Genomic DNA, 15,942 nt, shown 5'->3' on the forward strand with positions numbered 1-15,942 from the left:
TAATTGCTATATTACCTATTATTAAGTTGCTTCAGTTAGCGATTTACTACTCTCGAGAATAGATGTCAAACATTGAATTACCCTGTCAATGTCTGTAGAACTGAGATTTGAACCTGAAGGTAAACAAAGTCCTTGCTCAAAAAGATAATCAGAGACACTGAACGATTCCGCGTGAGGATAATAAGTCGCACCAGAAAACAGAGGCTGTCTATGCATAGGTTTCCAGGTTCTTCTTGCTTCAATACGGTATTCACTTAATTTTTTAATGACAGTGACCGGATCTGCTGTACTGGATTGTGGATCAATTAACATCGTTGATAGCCAATGCGTACTTCTTCCCTGTTTAATTTCAGGCATCATTTCTACCGCTCTATGCTGCCCTAATACTTCTTTATAACGATTATAAATAGCTATCCGGGAAGCAACTCTTTTTTCCAGTACTCGTAATTGACCTCGTCCTATTCCCGCTAATACATTACTCATGCGGTAATTATAACCAATTACACTATGTTCATAATGATAAGCTGGATCCCGTGCTTGAGTTGATAAAAATCTTGCACGTTCGATTAATGACTCATCATTCGACACCAGCATACCTCCACCCGATGTCGTAATGATTTTATTTCCATTGAATGAAAAAACCCCGAGTTTTCCAAAAGTCCCACTGGCTTGATTATTGTAAGTCGCCCCCAGTGATTCAGCGGCATCCTCAATAATAGGAACCCCATAGTGATCACATAATTGACATAATGCTTCATAGTTAGCGCTTTGCCCATACAAGTTAACAATGATTACTGCCTTGGGTAACCGGTTTGTGGCAGCCGCTTCTTTAAGCGCACGCTCTAAAGCCACGGGCGACATATTCCATGTATCTGGATCAGAATCAATAAAAACAGGGGTTGCTCCTTGATAAAGGACTGGATTCACTGTAGCGACAAAGGTAAAGCTGGAGACAAATACGGTATCAGCTGCTTTAACCCCAAGTAATACCAAAGCAAGATGAATTGCTGCTGTTCCTGAGCTTAAGGCAACAGCGGCCTTTACATTGACATATTCAGCAATTTCTTTTTCAAAAGCATCTACATTTGGCCCTAAAGGAGCCACCCAATTACTAGTAAACGCTTCCTGGACATATTGTTGTTCATGTTCACCAATGTGGGGGGTTGATAATAGAATATTAGAAGATAATTCTCGGCGATGAATTAATCGGGTTGGCTTTCCATTCTTATCAACAAGTGGAATATGATCTAACTCATATTTCTCCATGAGGTGAAAAGCTTCCTGTATTGTTCCTGATTGAGGTAGCGACTTTGAGGAAAGGCTAGGTAATTCTGCCAGAGTAGTCTCTAAGGGATATTCTTTGAGCAACAATCGCCGGACATCACCATCCGTTACCGTTCTCACAAGACGATCATTATCGTCAACTAATAGCAGAACACCCTGAGCAGTTTCATCCAGCTTACCAAGCGTCTGCTTTAATGTATAATTCTTTTTAACAAATAATGTCTCTATATTTAACATTGTTCTTCCTCAAACTGCTGGAACGCCCTTGACTATTTCGTTTGCTTCTACATCCCGAATAACTACGGCACCCGCAGCAACAGTGGCTCCATCGCCTATCCTGACACCTGGCAAGACGACTGCTCCGGCTCCAATCAAAACCCTGTCACCAATGACAACATTGCCTCCAAGTGTGCTATTAGGAGCAATATGCGAATAGGAACCAATCTTGACTTCATGATCAACTACAGCACTATGGTTTATTATGCAACCTTCCCCGATACTACTCTCAGGCGCCAAAATTGCATTTGCTGCTATGAAAGTTCCTGAGGCTATCTCCGCAGTTTTGGCTATTACAGCTGTTGGATGGATAATAGTAAGTAAGGAAGCACTTTTCGATAAGCTACGATAAATTTTCTCACGCACCAGATTATTACCAATTGCCACATGAACATTCGTGTTAATAGCATCCAATGAATGAGGAGCTGCCTTGACAACATATCCAGCCACTGCTTTGCCTGTCAACAAAGGATTGTTGTCATAAAGCTTAACTTTATAGTGCTTTCCAGAAAGTTCAAATGCATCAAGCACAACCTTGCAATGCCCTCCTCCTCCTAATATTACTAATTCACTAGTATGCATTACATTTACTCAATATATCAGGATCTAAAGAGACAGTTCTCAGTAGATTGTAACAGCGCTCACTCGTCTGGCCATCGCCATAAAAATTACTGCATGCTATTTTTTTTGTCGATAAGACCTTTTTGAGTCCAAATAGAATCGATTCAACATCTGTTGCCACATCAATTACATTATCTCCTCGTTCACGTAATTGCTGTCTACTGCCTACATTAATAACAAGCAAATTATAAGAAGCCGCTTCGATAATGCCACTACTGGAATTTCCTAACATCACATCTACATTAGCTAAACAATCCAGGTAATCTTGCCTTTGCATATGTTTAATAATACGAATATCAGCATGCCCTTGATAATCGTTGAGAGCATTCCGAATAAAATGGCCGCCAGCATCAGAATTTGGTTCGAGAATTATCAATTGTAATTCTAATTGCAAAGCAGCAAAAATAATGTTCTCAAACTGAGATTTCACCTCGTAATATTCTTGCACTACCGGATGAAAAACGAGTAAAGCAAACTGCCTGCAAGGATCCAGGTTGTATTGTCTACAGAAGTGATTTCGATCACAAGGTTTATAGCTGGCAATTTCATCCAGGCCAGGAGCCCCCACCAGGAAAACAGTGCTTTCCTTTTCTCCCATCTTAATCAATCGCTGATAAGCTGCTTGTGTTGCTACGAAATGATAATGGGATAATTTGGAGACAGCATGACGAATCATTTCATCAACAGTTCCCGAACGTTCACCACCATGAATGTGAACGATAGGAATATTTAAATGAACAGCCGCCAAAGCACCGGCTAGCATTTCACCTCTATCGCCTAACAATAGAACAATATCGGGCCGTTGCTGTTCAAACAGTTCCGTCATTGCAATAAGCCCATAGCCTATAGACTTGGCCATTGTTGAATGAGTCGCTGTGTCTACATCAATAGGAATTTGTCCACAGATATTAAAGCCATCAGCAATTATTTCATTGATAGTATTACCATACAAAGACGACAGATGCATGCCTGTGACACAAATAGATAAATCTATATCAGAGGCAGCTTCTAGCCGCTTAAGCACAGCACGCATTAATCCATAGTCAGCACGTGTGCCTGACACATAGCAAATTTTTCTCATTACGCCTCAATATGTTCCCATTGTAAAGTGCTACCAGCATTTAGATTAACCGTTAGTCGTTTACCGATTACTTCATGGAGTTTTGCAGGGTTAATCCCAGTTCCAGGACGAAGTAAAATCAGGTCGTCTTTAGTCAATCGTGTCCCTTGAGGCAATTCATATTTTAAAGCTACGCTTCTACGCACCAAATCCCGAATGGGAAGTTCGTTTTGCGTAGGTTGCTTTAAGCCTTCTCCCAAAGCAGATTCTGCATCTCGAATCTCTTTAACCATCTTTAAAAATTCTTCAGGAACCATCGAAGCTGCGTGATCAGGTCCAGGCAAAGATTGGTCAAGAGTAAAGTGTTTTTCAATTATCTTTGCCCCCATAGCAGTCGCCATAAGCGGAACCAAAATGCCTAAGGTATGATCTGAATAGCCTACAGGAAGGCTAAACTCATTTGCCAGCGTTTGCATTGCTTTCAAATTTACATCTCTGTAAGCAGCTGGGTAGTTCGAGGTACAATGAAGTAAAGTCAACTTATTTTTTAATTCGGCACCATAAAAAGGTTGTATTGTATCAACAGCCGCCTTGACTTCCCTTAAATCACTCATTCCAGTAGACATAATAAGCGGCAAGCTTGTTTTTGCAAGATATTCTAAAAAAGGTAAATTGGTAATTTCACCTGATGGAATTTTTAGACGGCGGACTCCTAAAGAAATTAAAAAATCAACAGACTCTTCATCAAAAGCCGTGGACATGAATTCAATACCTAATGAATCGGCTAACTCAACCAATATACAATGATCGTCTTCAGAAATTTCCAAAGCCTTAAGCATATCGTATTGAGTTGAATGCACTGAATTTCTTTTTTGATATTGTGCTTGTTCTGCTGTCTTGTTAACTAAGGAGTCAGCCTTAAATGTTTGAAACTTAACTGCATTAGCCCCTGTTTCCTTCGCTGCATGGATTAATTCCTTGGCTAGATTAATATCACCATTATGATTAACACCTGCCTCAGCAATTATAAAACAACTCATGTCACTACCTCTTCTTCCTTTAATTCCATTAGTTTTTCGGCTAAAGCCCAATCCAGGGGAGTATCGATATCAATAGCTTCACGAGGATCTTCAATAAGCAACGCTTTGGTTGGTTCACTATAAAGGCTATTATTTAGCAGGATTTGCTGGGTACTTGCTAAATAGATAGAACCATTTAGTTGGTAAAGGGTTGAATCAGATAAATCCCATGCTTGACTACTGGGAATTAAATTACCTTGCCTATCTATTATTTTAAACCAGGCAGGTTTTACTGCTGATATATGAACAGAAACAACACTATTACTATTTTTTTTGTGCAATTCAACTGCTTTCACAATAGAATTCGGAGAACGAAAAGGAGATGTCGGCTGTAACAAAAGGACGCTATCAAAAAACCTGTTTTGAGCCTCGTAACGTCTGATGGTATCCACAACAGCATGGATCACATCTGATAAATCATCGGCAAGGTTTTTTGGCCGTAACCACGGAACAGATGCTCCGTATTTTAAAGCTGTCTCCGCAATATTCGGACAATCTGTAGAAACCAAAATCTCATCACAAATTAAAGATTGTTGTGCGGCACGAATGGTATGCGCAATCAGTGGAAGACCTGCAAGGAGCTTTGTATTCTTGCCAGGTACCCTCTTGGAACCAGCACGCGCAGGAATAATTGCTAAAATTTTCATTTACTATCCTAGAGCTTCATAAACTGTTGGATTACCTTTAATCCAACTTCTCCACTTTTTTCTGGATGGAATTGACAACCATAAATATTTTCATGCCGAATAACGGCGCTAATAGCCTGGCCATTATAATAAGTATCAGCAAGCCGCTTAGCTGGATTTTTTGGTACCGCCATATAAGAATGGACAAAATAAACTGAAGAGGCTTGAGACAAATCATTTAAAATGGAATCAGTCCAGCTTCCACCATGCTCTGTTGGATACAATTCATTCCAACCAATATGAGGAATCTTATGAGGCTCTCCATTTACTCCCTGGGCAGGGATTGAAGTAACCTCCCCTTCAATTAAATTCAAACCAGAATGAGCACCAAATTCATTACTTGTGCTTAACAACATTTGCATCCCCAGGCAAATCCCTAAAAAAGGCTTGCCTTGACTTACGAACCCCCCTATTGGCTGAATAAAATCAAGCTCCCGTAAACCTTTCATTCCATCAGCAAAAGCGCCAACACCAGGTAAAATTAATCTATCAGCAGAGCATATATCTTCAGGAGTCTTAGCAAAATGAACCTTAATATCGAAATGGCTGAAAGCACGTGCCACACTGAGCAAATTACCAACACCATAATCTATAATTGAAACTGAGCTCATAGCTTCCTCACATGAATATTGTTGTCCAATGCTATTTGTCTTACCTCGGCAAAAGTGCTTCGCTTATAATGAAGTAAGTCAGCCATAGCAATAGCATCTGCATGGCCAGTGAGCACTGCAGGCAGTAAGTCTTCCGCCTTTCCCATGCCACCGCTTGCTATAATGGGAATGCTTACCGCATCTGAAACCTGTCTTATTAGCTCAAGATCAAAACCCTTACGAGTACCTTCTTGATCAATTGAAGTCAGCAAGATTTCTCCAGCACCGAATTCTTCTCCATTTCTTGCCCAATCAATCACATCCATACCGGTATGTTCCCGGCCATTATCTGTCATTACCTCCCAACGTCCGCTGGAAAGTCGCTTGGCTTCAATGGACAATACCATGCATTGTGAACCAAAACGGCGAGAAATTTCAGTAATTAGTGAAGGATTCTTCGTTGCAGCAGTATTGACAGCAACCTTATCGGCACCACAGCGAAGCAACTGCTTCGCATCATCAATACTACGAATACCCCCACCAACAGTGATGGGGATAAAAACATTCTCTGCTGTCTTTTTAACAATATCGGATAAATTATTACGTCCGTACAGGCTTGCAACGGTATCCATGTAAATAAGTTCATCTGCACCCGTAGCATAGTAGTGCATGGCAAATTCATTTGGATTTCCTACAACCCTTAAGCCCTCTAGATGCACTCCTTTAATCAGATTGGGGCCTTTAATATCCAGGCGTGCTATCAAGCGGATATTACTCATACTTTCTCCAAGTAATCAGCTTCAGTTTTTGCAAGGTTAGTTACTTGATGACGCAACATCCATTGCCCATCTTCATATTTCCAAAGATGAGGTGATCTGAAAGTATCAGTAAGTGCCATAAAATAAGCTCTATCCATAATAGGCTGCTCAAATAGCTTGGAAGCAACAGGAAAATCTTTAGGATTAATGCTTAAATACTTGAAAATTTCTTCAGCGAAGCGCTCAGGAAACTCCGTGTCAAAACGTTTAACAAGCGCCACGCCTTCCTCACGAGTAATGTCACCAGAACGGATTTCCTGAGAAGCATCATAGGTCGCCCGACCAATCCCAAATTTGGTCAACGTAGTGAAGTAATGAAAATCATCAATTTTATCATCAATACTGTTATATTTGCTGTAAGTTCCTGGCGTTCTTTCAGGTGAAGCCTCAAAACCACCATGCTCAACTGAATAATAATAACAACTTTGTGGATGCCATTTGAGATAATAACCTAAATAATGAACCTCAATTTCTTGCTCTTCAATCTGTTGTGGATCAGCAGGCAGGTAAGCATCAAGGTCACTCTCTGTAAGCCCGAAACTATTTTTTAAATCATATACGGAGGTGCCCCCTAAAAATATTTTACTTTTATCCTCAGCAGTAAAGTAACGCCAATCTCGCTTGGCTGATTCCGTATCACCTATCGGGTTACCATACTCAGCTTCATTTTCTCCATAAACAACAAGCTTGATTTTATGCAACAAAGCCATCTTTGGGGCGTAGGCTTTCTGTCCTATCATAAAGGGTTGAAAAGGATGAAATAAATTTTCCACTGCCAAACGGGTTAATAACCGATGAACACGACCGTTGGGGGTAAACAAATGGTTATCAAAGCCTGCGTGAATCCAGGACTGAAAATTGCGCCAACCCCATGGAGTATACATATGAGGTGCCCATGTGACCGTCAATGGATGCATGCCATACTTATATTTCAATACATGCGCAGCATAAAAACTATCCTTACCGCCTGAACCAGGAACAACACAGTCATAAGAGCCATCCTTGCTTCTAAAGCGGTCACATAGCTCACGTAACTGCTGATCTCTATCTTCCCAATTAATAGTTTGCCGCTTACGTTCTGCAACTCGGCAAGCATCACAAATGCCTTGTTCATCAAAATGAATAGTCTTCTTTTGCGATTCTTTTTTGTGCTCATATTCTACTGCAGAGTTAGGTCTTTGATTGGAGATAACACAGCTTCTACAAAACTCTACATTAAGAGGCAAACCATACTTGGTTCCTAATTTATCCGGGTTTTGCATAAAATTATCGAGCGCTATAGGCTGTGGAGATAAAATTCTTTCCATTGCGTGTGACCTTCTTCTTGTAAATTGGCTAATGTAACATAACCTCCTTGCTTATTAAATAGAAGTAGCCTATCCAATATAGATTACAAAGAATAGTCGCATAATAAGGTCAATTGGGGATATACTTTCCCAATGTTTATAAGTTGGAAGACTGCATGTCCTTAAAGGCCATGTATAATGACATTGCAAATCGCTATGCCACTGCCGATCAGTTCGGCTCTATCAGCCAAAGTCACCGTTCAGCCATAGCACAGATTAAGAGAGAGCATTTGGGGTTACGGCCTCACTATAAGGTACTGGATTTTGGTGTAGGTAATGGCGCTTTTCTTGATAAATTAAGAGAGGTCATGCCTAAAGCTGATTTCACTGGCATTGATATTTCAAGTGAAATGTTAGACTGTGCTCAGAAAGTACTGCCTTTGACAGCCATTGAAGCAAGCGCTACTGAAGCCAGTCGCTACCTCCCCCACCACAGTCAGGATTTAGTGCTTGCCCACTTCATTAACGCCTATATTCCTATCCATACTTTATTTAATGAGGCTAATTTGTTGACTCGGGCAAACGGCTATTTTTCTCTGATTACTACTACTTATGAATCCTTTCCTGTCGCACAACGCTATTTAGCTGATTTTATTACTCAAGGCTCACTAGTAAGCACAGTCATCGGCCATTATTATAAGACAATGATAAAAAGCAGCACCGTCGCCTCAGGATTGGATGAATTAATGCATGTCTTTACTCAACATCAGTTTAAAGTCCTGCGCCATGAGCGGCTATACATTCCAATCATGTTGAAGGATATTGATGAATTGATTAAATTTGGGATAGAAGGAACCTGGTTTTTAAATAACCTGACTGTCAGAATGCTGCCTAAAAACTTCCTTCTCACACGGTTGAAGCGTCTTTTTAGTCAAATTTTTACCTTTCCCTATCATGATACCCATATAATCGATGTGATATTAGCCAAAAAATGATTTTAACCCCCACATTTGACTAGAGTTTGTTGACATTCAACTTAAACTGCTCACTTCCCGCGCTTTATGCAATAACGCCGCTTTATGCGCGGGATCCACGCAAACCACACGAAACTAACCATCCTCCAAGGTTTGAGACTAGATTCCGCGCATAAAGCGCGGAACGTAGGCTCTGGTTCCAATTGTCAACAGAACCTAGCTTCGCCCATAGATGTCTTCAAACCTGACGATGTCATCTTCCCCCATGTATTCCCCGCTTTGTACTTCAATCATAACAAGCGGGATCACGCCTGGGTTCTCCAGGCGATGCTTGTGGCCTGCAGGAATATAAGTGGACTCATTAGTATCAATAAACATCTCTTTTTCGCCATTAATTACTTTTGCCATCCCGCTGACCACAATCCAATGCTCGCTTCGATGGTAGTGCATTTGCAGGCTGAGACTCGCATGGGGTTTCACCTCTATCCGCTTAATTTTAAAACGAGTCCCCTCTTCGAGCACCGTATAGCATCCCCAGGGTCGATGAACAGTCCGGTGCACTTTATGCGCTTCATGCCCTTGTGCTTTTAATTGGGAGTAAATAGCTTTAACATCCTGAGCACGCGACTTATCGGCTATCAATAAAGCATCCGGTGTGTCAATAATAAAAAGATTCTCTACCCCCAGCGCACCAATCAGACGATCCTGGCTTCGAATATAGCAATTGGCTACATCCTGAAGCAATGCCTCCCCTTCCACCCGATTACCACATGCATCAGGCTCAGCCAGATCACCCATAGCACTCCATGAACCTATATCACTCCAACCAATATCGCATGGAACCACCGCCACATTGGCGGATTTTTCGATAACGGCATAATCAATTGAAATATCAGGTACCTGTCCGAAACCTTGAGCATCAAGTTCAAGTTGAGCAAAGCCTTCACCAGTTGCCAGGCGCGATAACTCCATACAACGCTTTGTAGCTAACAGGACTTCAGGGTAGTGTAACTCTATTTCTCCAAGCACAACGCCTGCTGTAAAGCAAAACATGCCGGCATTCCAATAAAAACGCTCAGAACTAATATATTCTCTGGCATCCTCTACAGAGGGTTTTTCCACAAATCGTAGCACCTGATTCCCTTCAGCTTCGATATAACCATAGCCAGTTTCAGGACTTTCAGGGTGGATGCCAAATGTAACCAGTTTGCCTTGTCCTGCAAGCGCAATTGCTTTGATTACTGCATCGACAAAAGCAGTTTGACTTGAGATTAAATGATCAGCAGGCAATACAAGCATCAGGGCATCATCACCATAAGCTTCCCTGACATGTAATGCAGCAGCCGCTATGGCAGCAGCTGTATTACGGCCAAAGGGTTCCAAAATAAATGACAAATTGACTGCCGCATTAATTTCACGGTATTCATCTTCTGTTTTAAAAAACAGCTCACGATTAGTAACTGTAAGAATTTCCTCAACACCCGGCAGCATTGACCCTCTCAAGAAAGTCTTCTGCAGCAAACTTTGACCATCATTAAGACGTATAAACGGTTTGGGGTGCAGCTCTCTGGAAACGGGCCATAGCCGCGATCCAGCGCCACCGCATAAAATGGTTGGTATCAAAGTGGGCATCATTGTTCCTGTTCTTGTCAGAAGAAAATCATTTAATAGTGATAGGTTGATTTAGGTTGCCAGTTTATCATAAACCTAAATTATCACGTTTAAAAACCCGATCTGCCCTATAGCTTGAGCGTACAAGAGGACCTGAAGCAACCTCATAAAACCCTTTTTTCAGGCCAATTTCACGAAATTCAAGGAATTTTTCTGGCGTCACATAACGTGCGACGGGTAAATGATTTCGGGTGGGCTGCAAATATTGCCCTAAAGTTAAGATATCAACATCCTGGGCACGTAAATCATCCATTGTTTTGATAATTTCTTCATCTGTCTCCCCTAATCCCAACATCAGGCTGGTTTTAGTCAGTACATCCGGACGATATCGTTTTGCATAAGCAAGCACATTTAATGTCTGCCAGTAGCCTGCACGATTATCCCTGACAGGATGGGTTAAACGCTCTACCGTTTCAACATTTTGTGCAAATACATCTACGCCACTGTCTAATAGTATGGCAATACTTCCTTCTACCCCCTGAAAATCCGGTGTTAAAGCTTCAATTTTAGTATCCGGGCATCGGAGTTTAATCGCGCGGATAGTATCTGCATAGTGCATCGCACCACCATCAGACAAGTCATCCCGATTTACTGAGGTTAATACCACATAGTCAAGCTTCATTAACGCGACAGTATTGGCTGTATTTTCAGGCTCCTTAGCATCCAGCCAGCCATGAGGGTTACCTGTATCAACAGAGCAAAAACGGCAAGCACGCGTACAAACTGCCCCCATCAGCATGATAGTTGCAGTACCATGAGACCAACATTCAGCAATATTAGGGCATTTAGCTTCCTCGCAAACCGTAGCAAGGCTGTGCTTCGTTACTTCATCCTTTACCTGCTTATAAGCCGGAGTTGTTTGGGTAACCATACGAAGCCATTTTGGTTTGGGTAAACGTTGAGAAGAATCCCCAGTTGACTTAATTCCATCCTTGATGGCAACTACCCCATTTACCGTACGATATTTTTGGCCGCTCTCGATAACAACCGGAATATCAGTTAATTTGCTCATATTCATACCAATCAATCGGAATGCACCGATGATCCCAAATCAGCAGGTTCAGATCAAGCTAATTGATAAAAACCTATCATATCACAGCTTAAAATGACTAAAATGGATTTGTATTAAGTGCTACAACACAGTTTCGACCATGAGACTTTGCCTCGCGTACCGCTTGATCTGCACGCATAAACAACGTTTCCAGACTGTCTCCATGCTGAAAACTTGATAAACCAAAGGATACAGTAACGTTAATCTTGGTTTCTTGATAATAAAATGAATACTCCTCAATCGCACTGCGTAGCCCTTCGGTCACTTTAACTGCGTCATTTAAGCCTGTATGTTCAAAAATAAATACAAATTCCTGACCGGAATAACGGGCAATAAAATCAACCGCTCTGACAGAAGATCTGAAAAGTCCTGCTATCTCTTTCAGGATCATATCACCAGCGAGGCATCCATAGTTGTCATTGATAGACTTAAGCCCATCAACATCAGCAATTGCAAGCGATAACTCCCCAAAGCCTCTCTTCCACCGCTGATAAGCCTCTACAATATGTTCATCATAGGATTTTCTATTTGGCAACCCGGTTAAGCTATCCTGATTACTTCTTAATTTATCAAGAGACAGCATGTTTTTTATTTCTTCCGCTGCCCGCTCTGTTTCCATTAACTTATCTTGCAGAAGCATCAAACAGCGCTCATATTCTGTCCGTTTTTTTTCCGCATTTTCGCTATAATTCTTGATACCCTCTTCGATGGAAGCCAAATGTGTTCCAACTTTGCTTGATAATTCTTCAATAGTACGAGCGCTATCCATATAACTTTTAATTTCCAGGATATTAAATTCGACGTCCTTTTCCAGTTGCGCAGTTTCTTGTCTGACCTGGTTCTGGTCATCCTGGAGTAATCTGGAATAATTACTGAAATCTCTTAAATGATCAGCAAATCCATGTAAAAAAATTTTCAACCGATTTTGTTCAGCATTAAAAGCTTCAGTAATCAATTGAGTAAGTGACTCAATAACATCACCAAGGGATTCCTCTGTTAAAGATTGATCCAAGGTCGTCTTGAGCATTTTTATTTGGGAAGATAAATAATTTAATACAGGCAGGTGTTCAGTAATTTGATACAAATTCGCGTTGATACGACTATTAATAATAGGCTGCATCATATCTACAATTTTCCGTTTTGAGTGTTGATTGAGCATAACAAATTCCTTCTTCTTATCTCATCTCTTCTTTTTTAAATATTCAAGCATTAACCGAATATGAGAGCCATCGCATAAGGGTGGCTCCTTAGTCTCCTTACAGCTACAAAAATAAACTGTCTCTGTAAGTATAGCCTTATATTCAACAGCTTGGGGGCAATGATGACTTCTATCGCATAAAGGCTGCTTCTTGCTTTTCCCACAACCGCACCAATAATAGGTATGTCCCTCCTCTACTTCATAAGGAGTAGGGAAAAATGGGGGTTGACGTTTTTTGCTAGCCATTAGCCTCCTCTAAGTTCATTACCCCCAGCAACACGGAGCAGTTTCACTTACTTATTTCACCATGTTACGCACGTGCATAGTATGAGTTATTTCAAAACACTTCTTCTTTTTATCAACCAGGCCAGGATCAGGACTAAAAGCAATACCACTGCAGAAACAAAAAACTGTGAAAATCCTTGTGGGTAAAAAATAAGAAACAGAGCAATGACCGCCAGACTTAGTTGCGCAGTCTTAGTCAGCAAAGTTTGGTGTTTTTTCAAACGCCCATAATCTTTCAAAAAAATAAGAATTAATATAAGAATGAGTAAGGGTAATAAATAGACCACTTGATAAGTAATTTGAAAAGCAACGATTTTAAACATGGAGAACTGTTGACCAGAGAGCCATTGCTCAAAAACAAGCGCGAAATTAGGCATGCAAATTTGCTGATAGGCTTGCAGAATGATAGCACTAAAACTTGCCAGGGTCAGGATTATTAACAATGGTTTTTTAAAGCCTTTTAAAGAACCCTTAAACAAATAAGCAAGGAGCGCCAAACCAGCTAAAATTCCAGGGACACGAAGCCAGTGCAGATATTGATAAAAGAAGGGGGCGTGCACTTGCTGAATATAATGAACCAGACCAGCAACTATAATAAATACAATCCCAATCGCTAACTGTGAGGAACGTTTCCCCCCTAACCACACAAATGAAAACAATGCCAGGACTCCAAACAGTGAACAAGGGTTTAAACCATCCGTTATCGCCGTCATCAGGAGGAACGGTACTGCAGAAGGCTGAAATGTCAAACTGGTTTCAAGCCAGTTAGCATTAGCCCATTGCCTTAATACCTTAATTGTTTCAGGGTTTAAATCGCCTGTTGTACTAATCTGCTCGTAACAATAGTTCAAACCGCGTAATAATTGTTTTCCGCTGGTTTGTGCCTCTGTAAATCCTGTCCAGCGCGAATCACAAAAAAAGATCGAAGGTACAATAAAATCCCCAGCTTGCTGCTGTTTTAAGTATTTGGAAAACAGTGCCAAAGCCTCTTTATCCTGATTAATCATATGGCGATGGACATCCAGCCAAGGCATTTGAGGCTCAAGTTGGTGAAAAAACTCGTCTGCCTTGTGACAATGAGGACATGTGGAAGATAAGAATAAATCCACCCGAATTTTGATTTCCCTGTCTTGCTGTTGTGTGAACCATGTAGTGGCTGAGGCAGTAGTAGCCCAACTTATGGCAACAGAGTAAAAAAGAATGCCTAATATTAATTTCAACACGCCCCGCATACCTGTTTCCTCATTAGCACATAATATTTCTCACTATACAACATTGGTGGTTTATTGAAAGCAGCGGTATCGAGGACAACAGGAAAAATCATACTTATTATGCTATGTAATAGAGTCTGTTGACAACTCACCTACCGCTACGTGCTGCGGCTTGTCCGCTGGAACACGATCTTCCTCTCATCATTGAGCATTAGTCCAAGCATTGCAAGCTCGTTTTATACTTGGTGTCAGAACCGTTATATTATGAATTTGTTCTTATTATTCAATGAATTATATAGAGCAGCTTTAATTCGACCATCTACTGGATGCCGCGGACAAGCCGCGGCACGTAGCAAGGGTCGCGCTGCCTCGTGAAAGATTCCGGGACATCCCAGTCCCCGAAATCGACTCGCCAACGCGCGAAGCTAAAGGCCCTGGCCGTCCTGCGTCCGTTAATGTTTGCTCTATACGAGCAAAGCATTTGCCTCCCACAATGACTGACGCCTTGTCGTATGCCTTATATTTTTCCTTCGGAAAAACATCCGGCTCTAAGGCTACCAGGGACTACTCGCCAGCGCCTTCGGCTCTCCATGGCTCGCAGCGGCGGTAGGGGAATGTCAACAGACCTATTTCAAATTTAATAAGTATGAATATAATTTTCCAGTTGCTCAATAACCCTGGTTTTATCCTCAAGCAAATGAAATAACAGATCACCGATTGAAAGAATAGCAACCAGATTATCCTGCTCTGAAATTAAAACATGGCGCCGCTTCGTCTGGGTAATTACTTCCATTGCTTTTTCAACAGGGTCAAATAGATTCAATATCTTTACTGCAGTATAAGCGACCTGAGCTGCTGTGAGTTTATTCGGATCCAGTCCTTGATACAAACAAGAGCGAATAACATCCCGTTCACTGACAATACCAATCGGCTTCACTTTATCTCCTATAACCAAAGCACCAATATCTTGATCTGTCATTAAATTAACACACTCACTCACAGTAATATCAGGTTGAATATAAACAATCGGCCGTCTCGGCTGTGGCAAGGCAGAAAAAATCAGGTGAGCCATAATACACTCCCTTTAACTACTCTCCCAGAAGTAAGTTAGATAAGAACATTATTAACTCCGAACAGGAGAACATTTAGTACATTTACATATTGTAATATAGCACAAGAATATTAGGGGTATTTTGTAGAGGGGGATTCCGCGGTCAATGTTCATACCGCGGAATCCAGGAGAAGGTGTATTTACGATACTATCTAGGGTGAATTTAGCTGACTACTTTCCAGGAGCCATCTGCCTGACGACAGGCTTTGCCATAAATTTGTTGTGGCTTGCCGCCTATGATCGCCTTGGTGATATATTCACGACAGGGTTGGTTATTGGTGTAATACGTTCTTGTTGGTTTTACGGTATACTGATTGCCAGTATCCGGATTTTGCCAGCCAACTGCACGTCCTGTTGGCGCTGTTTCTAATGCCTTTTGCATCTCTAATCGATCAAGACGATCCATAGTCCGGCCAATATTACCGCCTAAATAAGCACCCAGTAAGGCACCGCCAGCAGCAGCGGCAACCTTACCTGAGCCACCACCAAATTGACTGCCAATAAGCCCACCCACAACACCACCTGTAAGTGTACCGACCCCTTCATTATTGATTTGCGTACATCCTGTAATAAAAATAGATAAAGATAACGCTAACAATGTTAATTTTTTCATGTGTTCACCTGAATCTCATTAGTAAAATCGGTGGCTATTCTAGCACCTAGTCTAGATATTATCCATAATTAAGAGCAAGGCGGGTGCAACCCATATAGGCAAAAAAGAACTGCTACTGAAGACTGAAG

General features: G+C 41.3%; 16 protein-coding genes. 1 reads left to right on the forward strand and 15 read right to left on the reverse strand.

Annotated elements, in window-relative coordinates; all coding sequences use genetic code 11:
- Positions 1–21: 21 nt before the first annotated feature.
- The 8 genes from E1O65_RS02680 to E1O65_RS02715 are packed head-to-tail and all read right to left on the reverse strand — an operon-like array spanning position 22 to position 7,721.
- Complete coding sequence (locus E1O65_RS02680) at positions 22–1,521, reverse strand: aminotransferase class I/II-fold pyridoxal phosphate-dependent enzyme (RefSeq protein WP_133132055.1); 1,500 nt, start codon at positions 1,519–1,521, stop codon at positions 22–24.
- A gap of 9 nt (positions 1,522–1,530) precedes the next feature.
- Positions 1,531–2,142 (reverse strand): acetyltransferase, encoded by a 612-nt coding sequence (locus E1O65_RS02685; RefSeq protein ID WP_133132056.1) that lies wholly within the window; start codon positions 2,140–2,142, stop codon positions 1,531–1,533.
- The gene (gene neuC / locus E1O65_RS02690; RefSeq protein ID WP_133132057.1) at positions 2,132–3,262 is read right to left on the reverse strand and encodes a UDP-N-acetylglucosamine 2-epimerase; all 1,131 of its coding nucleotides are present in this window, start codon (positions 3,260–3,262) and stop codon (positions 2,132–2,134) included. Before neuC ends, E1O65_RS02685 begins: the two co-directional genes overlap by 11 nt.
- Positions 3,262–4,281: an N-acetylneuraminate synthase gene (gene neuB / locus E1O65_RS02695; RefSeq protein WP_133132058.1), complete on the reverse strand. Its 1,020-nt coding sequence runs from the start codon at positions 4,279–4,281 to the stop codon at positions 3,262–3,264. Before neuB ends, neuC begins: the two co-directional genes overlap by 1 nt.
- Positions 4,278–4,967 (reverse strand): acylneuraminate cytidylyltransferase family protein, encoded by a 690-nt coding sequence (locus E1O65_RS02700; RefSeq protein ID WP_133132059.1) that lies wholly within the window; start codon positions 4,965–4,967, stop codon positions 4,278–4,280. Before E1O65_RS02700 ends, neuB begins: the two co-directional genes overlap by 4 nt.
- 8 nt (positions 4,968–4,975) lie before the next feature.
- Complete coding sequence (gene hisH, locus E1O65_RS02705; protein ID WP_133132060.1) at positions 4,976–5,617, reverse strand: imidazole glycerol phosphate synthase subunit HisH; 642 nt, start codon at positions 5,615–5,617, stop codon at positions 4,976–4,978.
- Entirely contained in the window at positions 5,614–6,375 is a 762-nt protein-coding gene (gene wbuZ, locus E1O65_RS02710) for a glycosyl amidation-associated protein WbuZ (protein WP_133132061.1), read from the reverse strand. The genes hisH and wbuZ overlap by 4 nt, the downstream gene beginning before the upstream one ends.
- Complete coding sequence (locus E1O65_RS02715) at positions 6,372–7,721, reverse strand: N-acetyl sugar amidotransferase (protein ID WP_133132062.1); 1,350 nt, start codon at positions 7,719–7,721, stop codon at positions 6,372–6,374. The genes wbuZ and E1O65_RS02715 overlap by 4 nt, the downstream gene beginning before the upstream one ends.
- A 155-nt stretch (positions 7,722–7,876) precedes the next feature.
- Here E1O65_RS02715 and E1O65_RS02720 point away from each other — a divergent pair, with 155 nt between their 5' ends.
- Positions 7,877–8,695: a class I SAM-dependent methyltransferase gene (locus E1O65_RS02720; protein ID WP_133132063.1), complete on the forward strand. Its 819-nt coding sequence runs from the start codon at positions 7,877–7,879 to the stop codon at positions 8,693–8,695.
- 195 nt (positions 8,696–8,890) lie between these two features.
- On the opposite strand, the gene E1O65_RS02725 is transcribed toward E1O65_RS02720, so the two are convergent.
- The 7 genes from E1O65_RS02725 to E1O65_RS02755 form a co-directional block, all read right to left on the reverse strand.
- A complete protein-coding gene (locus tag E1O65_RS02725) occupies positions 8,891–10,309 on the reverse strand; it encodes a mannose-1-phosphate guanylyltransferase/mannose-6-phosphate isomerase (protein WP_133132064.1) in 1,419 nt (472 codons plus the stop codon).
- Between the two features lie 64 nt (positions 10,310–10,373).
- Positions 10,374–11,357 carry a lipoyl synthase gene (lipA, locus tag E1O65_RS02730; RefSeq protein WP_133132065.1) on the reverse strand — a complete coding sequence of 328 codons (984 nt, stop codon included), beginning with the start codon at positions 11,355–11,357 and terminating at the stop codon, positions 10,374–10,376.
- Between the two features lie 97 nt (positions 11,358–11,454).
- Positions 11,455–12,555, reverse strand: a complete 1,101-nt coding sequence (locus tag E1O65_RS02735) for a GGDEF domain-containing protein (protein ID WP_133132066.1) — start codon at positions 12,553–12,555, stop codon at positions 11,455–11,457.
- A 21-nt stretch (positions 12,556–12,576) separates the two neighbouring features.
- Positions 12,577–12,840, reverse strand: coding sequence for a CDGSH iron-sulfur domain-containing protein (locus E1O65_RS02740; RefSeq protein ID WP_133132067.1), 264 nt, complete (start codon positions 12,838–12,840; stop codon positions 12,577–12,579).
- A gap of 86 nt (positions 12,841–12,926) precedes the next feature.
- Entirely contained in the window at positions 12,927–14,111 is a 1,185-nt protein-coding gene (locus tag E1O65_RS02745; protein ID WP_133132068.1) for a hypothetical protein, read from the reverse strand.
- Between the two features lie 616 nt (positions 14,112–14,727).
- A complete protein-coding gene (locus E1O65_RS02750; protein WP_133132069.1) occupies positions 14,728–15,162 on the reverse strand; it encodes a CBS domain-containing protein in 435 nt (144 codons plus the stop codon).
- Positions 15,163–15,364: 202 nt separating this feature from the next.
- A complete protein-coding gene (locus E1O65_RS02755; protein ID WP_133132070.1) occupies positions 15,365–15,814 on the reverse strand; it encodes an RT0821/Lpp0805 family surface protein in 450 nt (149 codons plus the stop codon).
- Between the last annotated feature and the right edge of the window lie 128 nt (positions 15,815–15,942).

Origin of the sequence: Legionella sp. W10-070 (assembly GCF_900640175.1) — a bacterium.
Taxonomy (GTDB): domain Bacteria; phylum Pseudomonadota; class Gammaproteobacteria; order Legionellales; family Legionellaceae; genus Tatlockia.